General features: G+C 68.4%; 9 protein-coding genes. 4 read left to right on the top strand and 5 right to left on the bottom strand.

The genetic code is table 11. The features are described from left to right. Positions 1 to 20: 20 nt before the first annotated feature. Complete coding sequence (locus DXK32_RS03360; protein ID WP_114857228.1) at positions 21 to 6,332, top strand: non-ribosomal peptide synthetase; 6,312 nt, start codon at positions 21 to 23, stop codon at positions 6,330 to 6,332. Continuing rightward, a complete protein-coding gene (locus DXK32_RS03355) occupies positions 6,316 to 7,995 on the top strand; it encodes a carboxylesterase/lipase family protein (RefSeq protein WP_114857227.1) in 1,680 nt (559 codons plus the stop codon). Before DXK32_RS03360 ends, DXK32_RS03355 begins: the two co-directional genes overlap by 17 nt. Before the next feature lie 169 nt (positions 7,996 to 8,164). Here DXK32_RS03355 and DXK32_RS03350 read toward each other — a convergent pair whose 3' ends face one another. From DXK32_RS03350 to DXK32_RS03340, 3 genes are read right to left on the bottom strand one after another with little or no spacing between them, the layout of a single operon-like run. Next, a complete protein-coding gene (locus DXK32_RS03350; RefSeq protein ID WP_114857226.1) occupies positions 8,165 to 8,920 on the bottom strand; it encodes an enoyl-CoA hydratase/isomerase in 756 nt (251 codons plus the stop codon). 20 nt (positions 8,921 to 8,940) lie between these two features. After that, positions 8,941 to 10,239, bottom strand: a complete 1,299-nt coding sequence (locus DXK32_RS03345; RefSeq protein WP_282184562.1) for a beta-ketoacyl synthase N-terminal-like domain-containing protein — start codon at positions 10,237 to 10,239, stop codon at positions 8,941 to 8,943. Beyond that, positions 10,236 to 10,475: a phosphopantetheine-binding protein gene (locus tag DXK32_RS03340; protein WP_114857236.1), complete on the bottom strand. Its 240-nt coding sequence runs from the start codon at positions 10,473 to 10,475 to the stop codon at positions 10,236 to 10,238. Before DXK32_RS03340 ends, DXK32_RS03345 begins: the two co-directional genes overlap by 4 nt. A 417-nt stretch (positions 10,476 to 10,892) precedes the next feature. Between DXK32_RS03340 and DXK32_RS03335 the strand changes: the two genes are divergently transcribed. Together DXK32_RS03335 and DXK32_RS03330 are read left to right on the top strand one after the other, a co-directional pair. Beyond that, positions 10,893 to 11,912, top strand: coding sequence for a hypothetical protein (locus tag DXK32_RS03335; protein WP_114857225.1), 1,020 nt, complete (start codon positions 10,893 to 10,895; stop codon positions 11,910 to 11,912). 37 nt (positions 11,913 to 11,949) lie between these two features. Continuing rightward, positions 11,950 to 12,771, top strand: a complete 822-nt coding sequence (locus DXK32_RS03330) for an SDR family oxidoreductase (RefSeq protein WP_114857224.1) — start codon at positions 11,950 to 11,952, stop codon at positions 12,769 to 12,771. A gap of 58 nt (positions 12,772 to 12,829) precedes the next feature. On the opposite strand, the gene DXK32_RS03325 is transcribed toward DXK32_RS03330, so the two are convergent. Further along, on the bottom strand, positions 12,830 to 14,641 hold the full coding sequence (locus tag DXK32_RS03325) for a flavin-containing monooxygenase (protein ID WP_114857223.1): 1,812 nt from the start codon (positions 14,639 to 14,641) through the stop codon (positions 12,830 to 12,832). 246 nt (positions 14,642 to 14,887) lie between these two features. Then, a complete protein-coding gene (locus tag DXK32_RS03320) occupies positions 14,888 to 16,312 on the bottom strand; it encodes a PLP-dependent aminotransferase family protein (protein WP_162801052.1) in 1,425 nt (474 codons plus the stop codon). Positions 16,313 to 16,336 lie beyond the last annotated feature (24 nt).

Below are 16,336 nucleotides of genomic sequence, written 5' to 3'. Positions count from 1 at the left end.
CCCCGACCCCCGCCCCAACAATGGGAAGCGGCGACGACATTGCCGTCGTCGGCATGTCCGGCCGTTTTCCCGGCGCGGCGTCGGTGGAGGAATTCTGGGACGTGCTGGCCCAGGGCAAGGACTGCATCACCGAAATCCCGCCGGACCGCTGGGATCACGCCCGCTATTTCGACCCGGACCGGAACAGGCCGGGCAAGAGCTATTCCAGATGGGGCGGCTTCATCGACGACGTCGGCGGTTTCGACGCCCGCTTCTTCCGGGTCTCGGCGGTCGAGGCCGAGCTGCTGGACCCGCAGGAGCGGCTGTTCCTGGAGACGGTGTGGACCCTTCTGGAATCGGCGGGCTACCTCGGCGAAACACTGCGGCAGGGCGTGCAGTCCCGCGTCGGGGTGTTCGTCGGCTCCATGTCCCAGCAATACCACGCCTTCCGGTCGGACAGCGTCCGGGAGGCCGTCGTCGCGCTGTCCTCGCCGGGTTCGATCGCCAACCGTGTCTCGTACTTCTTCAACCTCCAGGGGCCCAGCCTGGCGATCGACACCATGTGCTCCTCGGCGCTGGTGGCGTTGCATCTGGCCTGCGACAGCCTGCGGCGCGGCGACTGCCGGCTGGCCATCGTGGGCGGCGTCAACGTGACGATCCACCCCAAGAAATACGTCGCCCTGTCCGCCAGCCAGATGATCGGCAGCCATCCCGGCAGCACCAGCTTCGCGGCCGGCGACGGCTATCTGCCGGCGGAAGGCGTGGGCGCGGCGCTGCTCCGGCCGCTGCGGGAGGCCATCGCCGACGGCGACCAAATCCTCGGCGTGATCAAGTCCACCGCCGTCAACCACGCCGGCCAGTCCAACGGCTACCGCGTGCCCAACGGCGCGGCGCTGGCCGACCTCATCGCCGAGAACTTCACCCGCGCCGGCATCGATCCGCGCACCGTCAGCTATGTGGAATCCGCCGCCAACGGGTCGCCGCTCGGCGACGCCATTGAACTCGGCGCCCAGACCGCCGGATTCCGGCGCTTCACCGCCGACCGCGGCTTCTGCGCGATCGGCGCGGTCAAGTCCAACATCGGCCACGCCGAGGCGGCGTCGGGCATGTCGCAGCTCTTCAAGGTGCTGCTGCAATTCCGCCATCGCCAGCTTGCGCCGACGATCAAGACCGACCCGCCGAACCCCGACCTGGATTTCGGCCCGACCCCCTTCACGCTGCAACGCCGGCTGGAGCCCTGGCGGCGCCCGGTGCTGGCGCTCGACGGCGGCCCGGCCCGTGAACAGCCGCGCCGCGCGACGATCACCGCGATCGGTCTTGGCGGCACCAACGCCCATGTCATCCTGGAGGAGTTCGCGCCCACCGACGCCCAGCCCGAACGCCGCCCGGCCGCCGACCACGACGGGCGCCACCTTCTCCCGCTGTCGGCCAGGACGGGGGAGCAGTTGCGGGCCATGGCGCACCGGCTGTCGGCCTTCGTCGGGCGAAACCCCGACCTTCCGCTGCGCGACATCGCCCGCACGCTGCAATCCGCTCGGGAAACGATGGAGCACCGCCTGGCGGTGGTCGCGGACAGCCGCGCCGGGCTGGTCGAGGCCCTGGAGGCCTTCCTGCGTGACGGTCCGGGCGCCGGGGTGGCCGCGGCCCGCGTCTTCACCGGCGATGTCAACGAGGACAACAGCGCGCACAAGGCCCGGATGTCCGGTCCGGACGGCCAGTCCACCCTGCGGCGGCTGGTCGAGGACGGGAACCTGGACGAGCTGGCCCGTTGCTGGGCGAAGGGCGTCCGGATCCCCTGGCCGGCCTTGCACGGCGGTCGTCCGGGCCGCCGCGTCGCCCTGCCCGCCTACCCGTTCACCCACACTACCCACTGGCTGCCGCCCGCCGAAGCCGAAGCGGACGCCGAAGCCGACCCTGCCCTTCCGCCGGCACCAGCCCCGGCGCCGGAAGCCGGACCACGCCCCGCGCCCGCGGTCCAGGCCGCCCCGCCGACCGAAGAAGCCATCCTGGCCTTTCTGCTCGAACGGGCCGGCCGGATCATGGGCATTCCTGCCGCGGAGGTCGGCGCCGGCCGCGGCTTCCGGAACCTCGGGCTCGACTCCTTCGCAATGGCCGCCCTGCGGCGGGAGTTCGAGGCGGCCTTTGGCGTCGCGCTTTCGGCGCGCGACCTTCTGGCCCACCCGACGGCATCCGCCCTGGCCCGCTTCGCGGCCGCGCGGTTGTCCCCCGGAAGCGCCCCGGAGGAGACCGGCCAGCCGCCCGGCGGCGGCGTGCCGGCGGCCTCGCGGGCGCTGCCCCTATCGGAGGGGCAGAAGGGTCTGTGGATCCTGCACCGGCAGGCGCCCGGCTCAAGCGCCTACAACGTCCCGCTGGCCTTCGCCATCGATCCGGAGATCGACGTGGCGCTGTTCCGTCGGGCCTGCGAGCATCTGCTGCGGCGGTTCCCCGACCTCACCTCCGTCTTCCTGGAGGAGGACGGCGATCCCCGGCGCGAACTCCGCCCCGGTGCGCCGCTGCCTTTCGAGCGGGAAACGATCGACCCTTTCAACGAGCCCGCCGCCATCGACCACCTGCGGGCCAAGGCGCGCCTGCCGTTCGATCTGGAACGGGGGCCGCTCTTGCGGGTCCATGTGGTGTCGTCGCCGGCCGGCGCTCCGGCCTTCGGGCCGTCGGACGTTGGGTTGCCATCCTTCGGGCTGATCGTCGTCCACCACATCCTGTTCGACGGAACCTCCGCCGTGCTGCTGATGACGGCCCTGGCCGACGCCTGCCGGCGGCTGGCGGCTGGCGAGGCCCTCGAGGCGGAGCCGCTTCCCGCAACCTATGACGACTTCGTCGCCCGCGAGCGGCAATTTCTGGACAGCCCGCGCGCGCGGGCGCAACGGGATTACTGGCGTGGCCAGCTCGGCGGAGACCTGCCGGCGCTGCGCCTGCCGACCGACCGTCCCCGGCCGGCGCGGCCGTCCTCCGCCGGCGCCGTCCATCAGGCCCGGCTTCCGTCCGACCTTGCCGAACGGCTGCGGCGGACGGCCCGTTCGTTGGGGGTCACCCCGTCCGTGATGTTCCTCGGCGCCTTCACGCTGTTGCTGCACCGCTATTCGGGCGATGACGACATCCTGGTGGTGATGCCGGCCGCCGGCCGGCCGGAGCCCCGGTTCGACGCCCTGGCCGGCTATTTCGTCAACATGATCGCGATCCGCGCCCGCCCGTCCGCCGGACAGAGCGCCGCCGATCTCCTGACCCGGCTCCAGTTCACGCTCGCCGACGCGCTGGACAACGCCGATTATCCGTTCCCGGTCCTGGTCCAGGATCTGAAGCTCGCGCGCGGGCCATCGGGGCCGCAGCGCTTCCAGGTGCTTTTCGCCTTCCAGAACTTCGGGCGGGCGGGAACGGCGGCGGGCGACGGCACCGGCCACGGGCCGTTCCGGATGATCCCCGACATCGCCCAGGACGGCACCCATGATCTGGCGCTGGAGGTTTACGAGGAAGCCGGCGGCTTCCGGCTGAACATCGGCTACGACACCGACCTGTTCGACGCCGGGACCGTCCGGCGGGCGGCGGGCCATCTGGTCCACCTGCTGGACTCTCTGACGCTTCAGCCGCAGGCGGACCTGCCGCGCCATCGCCTGATGCCGGCGGCCGACCGGCTGGCGATGGTCCGGCAGGGAACCGCGCCGGACCCGTCGGTCGACTCCGGCCTTGGCATCGTCGAGCTGTTCCGACTCCAGGCGCGCGCCACCCCGGCGAACATCGCCCTGCGTTATGGGGAGGATGTCCTCGACTACGCCGGCCTGGACCGGCGGAGCGACCGGCTGACGGCCATCCTGCGCGACCGCGGCGTGGGCGAGGGCGATCGGGTGGGCGTCTGCATGGGGCGCGGCTTCGGCATGGTCGTCGCCTTCCTCGCGGTGCTGAAGGCCGGCGCGGTGCATGTCCCGCTGGCCCCGGAACACCCAGGGCCGCGCCTGCGGTTCATGCTGGGCGACGCCGGGATCGCCCTGGTCCTGACCGACATCGAAACACGCGGGCGCGTCCTGCCGGACTGGGTGGCGCTCGACGAGCTGCCGCTGGACGGCCCGGACGCCGATGGGAAGCCGGCCAGTGAGCCGGTGATGCCCTTCGCACCCGACCGGCCCTGCTACGTCATCTACACGTCGGGCTCCACCGGCCAGCCCAAGGGGGTGGTCGTCGCCCACCGCTCCATCGCCGTCCACGCCCAGGTCAAGCGCCGCCTGTACCGGCTGACCGCCTCGGACAAGGTTCTGCTGTTCGCGTCGATGGGCTTCGACGCGGCGCTGGACCAGCTTCTGCCGGGCCTGCTGAGCGGGGCTACGGTGGTCGTCCGGCCCGACGAGCTGTGGTCGCCGCGCGCCTTCCGCCGCCACATCGCGGATTTGGGCCTGACGGCCATCGACATCCCTCCGTCCTACCTGCACGAGCTGCTGACGGACACCGCTCAGGACGCCGACTGGGACAGCCTGCGCAGCCTGCGGATGGCCGTGTGCGGCGGCGAGACGCTGACGGCGGACACCGTGCGGCTGTGGCGCGCGAGCCCGCTGCGCGGCGCCAGCCTGTTCAACGCCTACGGCCCCACCGAGACGACCGTCGACAGCCTGCTGTTCGAGATCACCGGGGCGACGCCGGACGACGCGGTCGCGACCGACGTTCCAATCGGCCGCCCGCTGCCGGGGGAGAGCGTCTGCATCCTCGACCGGCACGGCGACCCGGTCCCGGTCGGCATCGCCGGCGAACTGCACATCGGCGGCGCCGGGCTGGCGCTGGGCTATCTGAACCAGCCGGCGCTGATGCGGCGGGCCTTCATCGACCACCCCTTCAAGCCCGGCGAAAGGCTGTACCGGACGGGCGATCAGGCCCGCTGGCGGTCCGACGGCACCGTCGCCTTCCTCGGTCGCCTGGACGATCAGGTGAAAATACGCGGCTTCCGGGTCGAGTGCGGCGAGGTGGAGGCCGCCCTGCGCGGGCTGCCCGGCGTGCGGCAGGCGGCCGTGGTGGCGCGGCCGGTGAACGGCGTGCAGCAGCTGGTCGCCTTCGTCACCGGCGTGCCGGCGGGCACCCGGCCGGATGTCCGGCACCGTCTGTCGGCCATGCTGCCGGATCACATGATCCCGGCGCGGACGGTGCTGCTGGACGACATGCCGCTGACGCCCGGCGGCAAGGCCGACCGGTCGGCCCTGCGTCTTCGTCCGCTGGACGACGACCGGGGCGCCGCCGCCGTGGAGCCCCGCACACCCACCGAAGCCCGGCTGGCCGGCATCTGGAAACGCGTGCTTCAGGTCGGGCGGGTGGGGATCCACGACGATTTCTTCGATCTCGGCGGCCATTCGCTGCTCGCCATCCGGCTGGCCGCGATCATCGGCAAGGAGTTCGGGCGGGACCTGCCAGTGGCATCCCTGCTGGCGGCGCCGGACATCGCGCGGCAGGCAGCCCTCCTCGACGCCGGACCGCAGCAGGACGGGCACGGCCCGGCGCTGGTTCTCCTCCAGCCTGGCGGCGGCGAAGCGCCGTGGTTCTGGGTGCACCCGGTGTCGGGCACGGCGCTGTGCTACCGCGATCTGGCGCGGACCTTCGGCGGGGAGCGTCCGATCTACGGCCTCCAGGCGCCGCAACCGCCTGATGACCAACCGACGGATATCGCGGCGTTGGCGGCCCGTCACATCCGCGCGATCCGCAGCGTCCAGCGCCAAGGGCCCTACCACCTCGCCGGCTGGTCGCTGGGCGGGGTCATCGCCTTCGAGATGGCCCGGCAGCTTGCCGAGGCGGGCGAGGAGACGGCCAGCCTCGTCCTCGTCGACAGCTACACGCCAGCGGCCGCCCGGGCGGCCGAGGACGCCGAGCGCCGCCGGCTGGACATTCCCGACGACGACGGCGACGCGGCGCTGCTGCTGGCCTTCGGGTGGGAGCTGGGGCTGGCCGAAGCCGACCTCGCGGACGCCGTCCTGACCGGTCCGCGCGACCTTCCGGCGCGCCTGGAGCGCCTGCTGGGCCGTGCCGCCGCCGCCGGCCGGCGGGAGGACGGCCACACCGACACCGGCCCCGACCGGGTGGAGATGCGCCGCCTGTTCGGCGCCGTCAAAGCGAATGTCGAGGCGATGAACCGCCATGTCCCGCAGCCTCTCCGCCTCCCCCGCGCCGCCCTGTTCAAGGCCGTCGGCGCGGCCGGGGGCGTGGACGGAATCGTGGACCCGTGGCGGCACGGCGAATGGGCGACGCTGATCGGCGAGGGGCTGCGCGTCGTCGCCGCTCCGGGAACCCACCACAGCCTGCTCCGGCCGCCCGATGTGCAAACACTGGTGAACAAGCTGAAGGACTTCCTTGATGACCATCCTCATTAGAGGGATCGGCGGATTCCTGGCCGGGTCCCTGGCGGCCGCGCTGCTCCTGGCCCCCCTGTCCGGCGCGGCGACCGCCCAGACCGCCACGCCTCCCCCGGCCTGTTCGACGGGCACGGTCGGCACCGCCGACGGCGATGTCTGCGGCACGGTCAGCGCCACCTCCACCGGCAAGAAGGCCAACGCCTATCTCGGCATTCCCTTCGCCGAATCGACGGCGGGCGGAAACCGCTGGGCCGCGCCGGTGCCCCGCCGGCCGTGGTCCGGCACTTTCACCGCGACGCAGTTCGGCGCGGTCTGCCCGCAGGTGGTCCCGACGCAGCCGATGCCCAATCCGAAAGCCAAGGTGACCGCCTTATCCATCACGGTCGCCGGAAGCGAGGATTGCCTGTCGGTCAATGTCTGGATGCCCGAGACGGCCAAGGCCGACGCGGGGCTGCCGGTGATGGTCTACATTCCCGGCGGCGGCTTCACCCAGGACGGCAGCGCCAGCCCGGTGTACGACGGTGCCTATCTGGCCGCCAACCGCAACGTCGTCCTGGTCACCCTGAATTACCGTCTCGGCGTGCTGGGCTTCCTCGCCGGCGAGGGGCTGACCGGCAATTACGGATTCCTGGACCAGCAGGCGGCCCTGGCCTGGGTCCACCGGAACATCCGCGCCTTCGGCGGCGATCCCGGCAAGGTGACGCTGTTCGGCGAAAGCGCCGGCGCCATGTCGGTCGGGCTGCACCTGTTCTCGGCACCCGGCAGCCAGCCCTTCTTCCGGGCCGCCATCATGGAAAGCAACTTCCTCGGCCTTCCCTACCAGACTTTGGAGAACGCCGTCGATGTCGGCAACCTGTTCAAGCAAAGCCTGAACTGCCGCGACACCGACTGCATGCGCGCGCAGTCCGTCGACGATCTGCTGGGCGCGCAGAGCCGGTTCACGCCGCAGGCCGACACCATCTTCACCGGCGAGAAATACTATCTGACCTTCGCACCGGTCATCGACGGCACGACCCTGCTGCGCCAGCCCATGCAGGCCGCGCAGTCCCAGGCGCCCGGCAAGCCGTTCATGATCGGCTTCAACAAGAACGAGATGATCCCCTTCTACCAGAACCAGCCGACCACGCCGATGGAGTACGCGGCGGCCACCGCCTTCCTGTTCGGCCGGCAGTTCCAGAAGGTCGTGGACCGGTATCCGCCCAAGGACGGGCCCGACAACTGGGTGCTGACGGCGAACGTCTACGGCGAGCAGTTCATCACCTGCAGCACGCTCTACGCCGCGACGCGTGTGGATGCCCCCGTCCACGTCTATCTGTTCGCGCACCAGCCGTCGTTCCCCCTGGCGGGGCCGCAGTGCCAGATCGACGACCGGGTCTGCCACGGCGTCGAATTGCCCTTCGTGTTCCACACGGCGGACCAACTCGGCGCCACCTTCACGCCGGAGGAAGCCAGGCTTTCCGACCAGATGACGATCTACTGGACCAACTTCGCCGCCCACCTGAACCCCAACGGCGAAGCGGGCAAGGCCGGCGACCAGCCGCAATGGCCGGCCTTCACCGCGCAAGGCCGGGAACTCCTCACGCTCCTTCTTCCGACACCGGTGGCCGTGACGGATCCCTATCGCGACGTCTGCCCCTTCTGGGACGGCATCGGCTATGACCTGACCGACCCCTGGCCTTGACGGGACGGGACGCCCCGCGCCACCCCGCACCGGTGCCCGCCGTCATACGGCCGGCGCATGAACAGCTCCATGATCGGCCGGCCGTATGACCCTTTCGCACATGGCTGCGCCATGTGCTGTCGGGTTTGAACCGAAGGCGTTTGATGGAGGCCATCAAACGCCTTCGGTATCACTCCTCCCAGGGAAAAAGGCCCGTGCGGGTGTAGCGGGCCAGCCCCTCCCGCGTCGCGGGGTCGGAGAACATGGCGCGGTTCGCCGCCACGGCGGCGGAGCGCGCGTCCGTCAGCGCCGGGTTGACCATGGCCACATGGTCCTTGTAGCGGCGCACGCCATCCTTGGACAGGCGCCTCAGCCGTTGCAGGTGCCGGCGCAGCAGCAGGGCGCTGTCCGCCTCCACCGCGTCCACGAGTCCCCAGGAGAGGGCCTGCGCCGCCGGCACCGGCCGGGTCGTCAGGGTCAGGTAATGGGCGCGCTGGAACCCGGTGCGCCGGGCCAGGAACGGCTGCACGCAGGACGGGAACAGGCCGAACAGCAGCTCCGACAGGCTGAACTCGGCGGACGCGTCGGCCAGGGCGATGTCGCAGGCCGCGACGAAGCCCACTCCACCCGCGTTCACCTTGCCACGGACGTGGGCGACGCTGACGAACGGCCCGGTCGCCAGATCGAGCCACAGGTCGTAGAGGTCTCCGGGATCGACGCCCGCCGGCGCGGCATCGTCGGCAAAGTCCCGGAAGTCGGCGCCGACGCAGAAGACCGCCTCCGATCCTTCCAGAACGACGACGTGCACCGACCGATCGAGGCCGCGCAGCGCGTCCCGCAATTCCTCCACCATCGTTCGGTTGATGGCGTTGCCGGCGTCGGGGCGGTCAAGCGTCAGGAAGCAGACCGGCGGTTCCTGCCGAACGCGGATGGTGCGATGGGACATGCGGTCGGACTCCCCCGCCCTCACGCGAGCGCGCGCAGGACGATGCTGGTGTTGATGCCGCCGAACCCGAAGGAATTGCTGAGCGCCGTGCGCACGGGCGCGCGGATCGCGGCCGCCCCGCTGAAGCGCGCCGCCGGTTCGATCGGGTCTTCCAGGTTGAGGTTGGGATGGATGAAGCCCCGGCGGAACTGCACGATGGTGGCGATGGCCTCGACCACGCCGGCCGAATACAGGCAATGCCCCGTCAGGCCCTTGGTCGCGTTCACCCACACCTCCGGAAAGCGTTGGCCGAGGACGGCGCGCAACGCCTCCATCTCCACCTGATCGCCCTTGGGGGACGATGTGCCGTGCGTGTTGACATAGGCAATCGCGGCGGCATCGAGGCCGGCGTCGCGCAAGGCGCCCCGCATGGCGCGCACCTCGCCGTCGACGTCCGGATCGGTGAAGGCGGTGGCGTGCAGCGCGGTCGCGCCGCCGAGGATTTCCGCAAGCCCGTCCGCTCCCCGCCGCCGGGCGCTTTCGTCCGACTCCAGGATCAGGCAGGCGGCCGCCTGGCCGGGGATGAAGCCCTCGTGCCGGCGGTCGAAGGGGCGGCAGGCGCGTTCCGGCTGGTCGGCAAAGGCCTTGCCGCCGAGCGCGCCGATGCCGTGGAACGCCTGCCATTCCATCGGCGACAGGTCGGCCACGACACCGGCCACGAGGCACGCATCGACCAGCCCCAGGCGGACCAGCCGCAGCCCCTGGATGAGCCCGACATTCCCCGACGCCGACGCGCCACCGGCGACCATGCCCTCGCCCTTGATGCCCAGGATCTGGCTCAGGACGCCGATCTGATCGCTGTCCAGGTGGTGCAGGGCGTATTTGGGCGAGAGATACTGCGGCTGCCGTTCGAAATCGCGGCCCAGGGAATACTGGTAGCGGCGCGTGGTGTTGTGCCCGGCGACGACGAGGCCGATGCGCTCCCCCGCGACGCCGGACGGCTGAAGCCCGGCCTGATGCCACGCCTCGATCGCGGCGATGACCGACGCCTGGATGGTGAAAGGAGCACGGCGGGCGACGCGCTGCGCCGCCTTCACCAGCGGTTCCGGCGTGTCCGCGCGGCGGCCCAGCAGCCCTTCGAAATCGAACCCGGCGATGGCAGCGCCGATTGCGGCGGCGGGCATCGCCCCCAGGTCAGGCTCCAGCCGGCGGATGCCGGAACGGCCTTCCTCCAGAGACGCCGCGAACGCGTCGACCGTATGGCCGATCGCGGACACGATGCCCATGCCCGTGACCAGAACGCGCGGGCCGGGGCGGACGGGCGGACGCTGCGCCGTCACCGAAGATGGCTGGCGAAGACCTCCACCAGACCTTCAATGTTGCTGACCTTGGCGAAGCTCATCAACGGGATGTCGAGCCCAAGGTCTTCCATGCTGCAGGTCACGATCTCCATGCGATCGACCGAATTGGCGCCCAGATCGGACAGGCTCTTGTCGATGGAAATCTGGTCCGGGTTCAGATCGAGAACCTTGACGATGTTGCCCTTGACCACCGTGAAGACAGAATTCTTTGGCACGCTCATCCCCCATGCTTCCATCGGTTCCTGGATCACAGAAGATCAAGGCAAGCGCTGCGCGCCACCACAACCGTCGTGAGGCAGACTGCCATTGCCTCTGGCACCGATCAAGCAGCAGACGCCAAACAACCGCTATTTTTCAACCCACAAGACAGACGCACGGCAATTCATGAACGATTTTTTGCCAGCTATGCACTCAATGGAAACCATTTCCATCAGGATTCTCTATGAAAAGAAGCTTTCATTGACCGAAAACCCGATATGATCCATAGAATGAGCGGAAACACACTTTTTCATCAATATCATGGCACGAACCGACACGCCCGGCCGCCTTCCCCACGGGGAGCGTCGGATTCGGGGAGGCTTGTGCCGTTCTCCTGATGCTCGGATCCAACCCCTTCGCAAGGGACTTCGGCAATGCACAAGATCCTCAAGGACAGCTACTTCGGCGAACAATATTCCGGCGGCTTCCTGGAGACGGGCATCGCGCTGCCGAGCGAACTGGTCGGCCGCATCCGGGACCACTACGCCCAGAAGGCGCATGGTCACAATGATTTCCCGAAGTTCTTCGTCAACAACGAACACCAGAGCTACTTGGAAAGCTGGGCGCTGGGCACCTTCATGACCGCTTTTCCGCGCACCGCGAAGAAAATGGTCAAGAACTTCTATGGAAAGGCCTACACCAAGGCGGTGTACAGCGAACAGGTCTTCATCGAAGAAATAATGAAGCACCTTCTCGCCAACGGCATTCGCAAACTCTTCAAGACGCGCTACCTCGTTGTTGGCTACGACATGTATCTGCGCAATACCCACAAGGCACCGCCCGCCGGCATCCATTCGGACATGCCGAATTTCCATCATTTCTATGAGACCGAGAACGACATCAGCTTCTACATTCCCCTGGTCGATCTCAACGAGGCGAACGGCGGGCGGCTTTCCGTGCTTCCCGAGGACAAGCTCAAGGTGCCGGGAAGCATTCTGCTGAAGGCGCTGTACGACCACTTTTCCAGGATCCCGGCGTGCGTGGACGATCGCGGCTATGTCGATCCGGACAGGATCAGCGACGAGGCCCTCGCCGCCTTCATCAAGAGCCGCCCGTACCAGGAGCTGATGAGCACCTACAAGTCCCTCACCGGGCTCGCCAAGTCCTGCTATGCCAAGGACTTCCGGCCGACCGAGGAATCGGCGGGCCGTGTCCTGTTCTTCAACAACAAGAACTTTCACGCAGCGGAGCAGTGGCGCAATCCGGATTACGACCGGGAGGTCTACGTCATCCGAACCTTCCCGATCTACGACGTCAAGATCAAGCTGAGGGGCACGTTGCACGGGGTTCCGGTGAACAAATTCCTGGTCGATATGGAGGCCGGAGAAATCCGCCGCTACGACCGCGAAGTCGACATCGCCAGCATCCCCGACGACCAGAAGGTCGCCCTGTGATCCCCCCGCCCCACCCATTCGACCGAGGCTGCCGCAAATGGCCCGTGTGAAAGACAAGATCGCCCTCGTCACCGGGGGCAGCCGGGGGATCGGCGCTGAATCGGCCAGATTGCTGGCCAAGGAAGGCGCCACCGTCCTCATCGTCGACATTCTGGACGATCTGGGCCGGGCCGTGGCGGAGGAGATCGGGCCGCAAGCCCGCTATTACCACCTCGACGTGTCCAGCGAAGCCGATTGGATGGCGGTGACCGAGTCCGTCCGCCAGACCTACGGGCGCCTGGACATCCTGTTCAACAACGCCGGCATTTCCGGCTTCGAGGAAGACTTCGCGCAACGGCGGCAGGACGTGGAGCATGTTTCCCTGGAGGACTGGCGCAAGATCCACGCGGTCAACGTGGATGGCGTCTTCCTGGGCTGCAAGCACGGCATCCCGCTGATGAAGGCGCATGGCGGTTCGATCATCAACATGTCGTCACGGTCCGGCATGGTCGGCTCGGCGCCGAACGTGGCCTATTGCTCCAGCAAGTCGGCGGTGCGCAACCTGACCAAAAGCGTCGCGATGTATTGTGCCCAATACGGCTACGGAATCCGCTGCAACTCGCTTCATCCCGGCGCCATCCTCACCTCCATCTGGGAGCCGCTGCTGGGCAACAGCCCGGAACGCCGGGCCGAAACCCTGGCCTTCCTGAAGAGGGGCATTCCCTTGAACGACATGGGACGGCCATCGGATGTCGCCCACAGCGTCCTGTACCTCGCATCCGACGAATCGCGCTACCTGACGGGTGCGGAAATCGTGATCGACGGCGGCATCATGGCCGGCAGCACCGCGGCACCGCCGCCGCCCGACCCGGCCGATTGACCCGGCCGATTGACGCGGCCGCCTGACCCAACCGACTGACCCAGCCGACTGACGGGGGTCACCCGGTCAGGCGGACACCCGCCATGTCGCCACGCGCGCGCCAGTCGCTCAGGATTTGGAAGAACGCCTCCGACCCGCCGCCGTAAAGGCTGGGTGTCCGGCGCGGCCCGTCCTGATCGACCTTGCCTTCGTTGTTGTAATAGCCGGGCGTGCAGTCCTGCTGGAATTTCAGGATCGTCGAGGGAAAGCTGTTGAGAACATCAATCCACTGATCCTCGCCGTTCTGGGTCACTTCGACCGCCTGCCTGCCGGAGCGGTTCACCTCGGCCACGATGTAGGCGAGATGCGCGCTTTGCTCGTACAGCATGTGGCTGAAGTTCGGCGTGAAGGTCCCTTGGTTCACGCCCAGGAAGAAGCAGTTCGGGAAGCCGCTGGTCTGCAACCCGTGCAACGAGCGCAGGCCGCCGGCCCATTTTTCGGTGAGCGTCACGCCGTTCCGGCCGAACACCTCGAACCCGGACCGCCGGGGATAGGCGGTGCCGACCTCGAAGCCGGTCGCGACGATCAGGCAATCGAGCTCATACGCGCGGTCGCCGACGACGGCCGCGGTTTCGGTCAGCCGCGCCACGCCTTTGCCCTGGGTGTCGACCAGCGTGACGTTGGGCCGGTTGAAGGCCTGGAGATAGCCGTCGTTGAAGCAGGGGCGCTTGCAGAACAGACGGTACCAGGGCTTGAGCGCCGCCGCCGTGTCCGGGTCGCGGACGATGGCGTCGACGCGCGCCCGCAGCCCTTCCATGAGTTCGAAATCGCGCAACTCCGCCAGACGTTCCAGTTCGTCCGGCGGCACCGGCGCCCCGTCCCGGGATTCGGGAAGGCGGCGCAGCGTCGACATGACGTGGGTCAGGCCGTCGTTGACCAGATCCACGGCCTCGTTGAAGCCCGACGCGATCCGGTTGAAGTTCCGCATGCGGTCCCGCTGCCAGTTCGGCGGCAGGCTCGCCGCCCACGTGGCATCGGTGTCCCGGTTGTCGCGCGGGAAGACCGAGGACGGCGTGCGCTGGAACACACAGAGCGTCCCGGCGGACTCGGCCAGATAGGGAACGCACTGGATGGCGGTGGCGCCGGTGCCGATGATGCCGACGCGCTTGTCGCGCAGCCCGTCCAGATGGCCGTCGGGGCCGCCTCCGGTGTAGCTGTAGTCCCAGCGGCTGGTGTGGAACATCGCGCCACGGAAGCGTTCGAGCCCCGGAATGCCCGGCAGCTTGGGCTGGCTCAGCGGCCCGTCGCCCAGGCAGACGAAGCGCGCCTTGAACTCATCGCCGCGATCGGTCGTGACGACCCAGCGCGAGGCCGCCTCGTCCCACCGCAGTTCACGCACCTGGGTGTGGAACAGCGCATCCTCGTAGAGCCGGTAACGCTCGCCGATCCGCTGGCAATGGGCAAAGATTTCGGGCGCGTCGCTGTATTTCTTCGTCGGGATGTAGCCGGTTTCTTCAAGAAGAGGCAAATAGATGTAGGATTCGATGTCGCATTGCGCGCCGGGATAACGGTTCCAGTACCAGGAACCGCCGAAATCGCCGCCACGTTCGACGATCCGGATGTCACGGACCCCCGTCTCCTTCAGGTGCACGGCCGCCAGCAGCCCGCTGAACCCGCCGCCGACGATCAGAACCTCCACATCGTCCCGCCGTGCCTCGCGGGCCCGGACCGGGGTGTAGGGATCGTCCTGGAAACGGGCATGCCGTCCGTCCGTCCGGACATACTGGCCGTTGCCGTCCGGATGCAGGCGCTTGTCGCGTTCCTCCCGGTATTTCGTGCGAAGCGCATCGAGGTCGAAACGGCCTTGATCGGCGTGTGCGATGCCTTCCATTGGGAATCACCTTCGGTCGATTGTCCGGAGCCGGCAGCGGGCAACAAACGAACGGCGGAACGTCGCACAATTTCCGGTTTTTGATGCAGCGAACAGCCACGTGCATCTGTATCGCGCAATAGCGCATGACGTGTAAAGCCATATAATATAGGGACTGTTGCGCGCACCGATCCCGTCCCGCAGCCCCCCATTTGCGGAACCCTCCGCTTGGTCGGGGGGCTGCCCCGACACGATGGCCGGCGCCCGTCACTCCGGTTTGCGCACCAGAGTCGCGATCAACGAAAGGGCAATGTCCCACTCGGTGTCGCTGCGGGCCGAGCCTTTGTAGATGCGGATGCCGTTGCCCGGCTTGGTCTTGCCGATCATGAAGACATCCGACGACACCACGCCGATGCCCCGCTCATAGAGCATTTCGGCGATGGCCGTGGAATCCTGGCTGGAGTCGAGATCCAGCCAGAGGAACAGGCTTTCCGGATCGCTTTTCGCCAAAGCGCCGCCGAAATGGGTCAGCGCCACGCTGTGGCGCGTCGTCAGCTGTTGACGCAGCGCGCCGACGAACTCCAGGTGCTTCTTCTGCTCCAGCAGGTTCTGCACCAGCGTGAGCGAGATGACGTCGGTCATCCAGATGCTGCCGCGAAGCGCCGAGGCGATGGCCGCCCCGAACCGTTCCGGAAAGGCCACGAATCCGCAGCGGTTGCCGGGCGCGATCACCTTGGACAGCGACGAGATGTGGAAACACCCTTCCGGATAGAGCGACCACAGGCTGGGCAGACGGTTGGACGCCAGCGGCCGGAACAGGTCGTCCTCGACGATCAGCAGGGAGTTGCGGCGGGCGATGTCCACGATGGCCTGACGCCGGTCCAGCGGCATGGTGACGGTCGTCGGGTTGGCCAGCGTCGGCACCAGGAAGATGGCCTTGACCCGCGGGTCGCCGACCAGCCGGGCAAGGCTGTCGGGAATCATCCCGTGCTCGTCCGTGTCGACCGGGATCAGCCCCAGCCCCAGCACCTGCGCGGCGGCCTTCACGCCCTGATAGACCAGACGCGGCACCAGGATCGAATCGCCGGCGGACAGCACGCTGGCCAGCACCACCAGGATGGCGTGCTGGGCGCCGGCGGTCACCGCGACCTGATTGGGCGTGGCGCTGACCCCCCAGGACAGCAGCCACTCCACCGCCAGACGGCGGTTGTGGTTGCTGCCGAAGGCCGAATGATACTCCTGCAGGCGCGCCAGATCGTCCGGGTGGCTGGCGATCTGGCGCAGCAGGCTGCCGATGAACTCCTGGTAGCCCGGCACGCTCAGCTTGTGCACCGACAGGTCGATGGCCGGCGGCAGGCGCGGCTGGTCGTAGGATGGGGCGGCGTGGTTCAGGTCGCGCCCGCGCACCGCCGTGCCCCGCCCCGCCTCCGCCGAGATCACCCCGCGCTTCTTCAACAGGTTGAAGGCCTTGGTGATGGTCGTCAGGTTGACGTCCAGGGAGCGCGCCAACTCGCGGTGCGACGGCAGCGCCTGTCCGGGCGACAGCTGCCCGCTGGCGACCTGCGCCGACAGGGCGGTGGCGATGCGCACGTAGATCGGGCTGTCGCGGTCGAGTTCGGCCATCGTGGCCTTCAGCGTTGCAAGAGCGCGCGCATCGATGCCGCTCCGCCGGTCGCGGCTGTTCAGTGCCATTGTCCTTCCCATGATGACCTGTCG

The organism is Azospirillum brasilense, assembly GCF_003349955.1.
In the GTDB taxonomy this organism is placed as follows: domain Bacteria; phylum Pseudomonadota; class Alphaproteobacteria; order Azospirillales; family Azospirillaceae; genus Azospirillum; species Azospirillum brasilense_B.
This window is presented reverse-complemented; position numbering and strand designations above follow the sequence as displayed.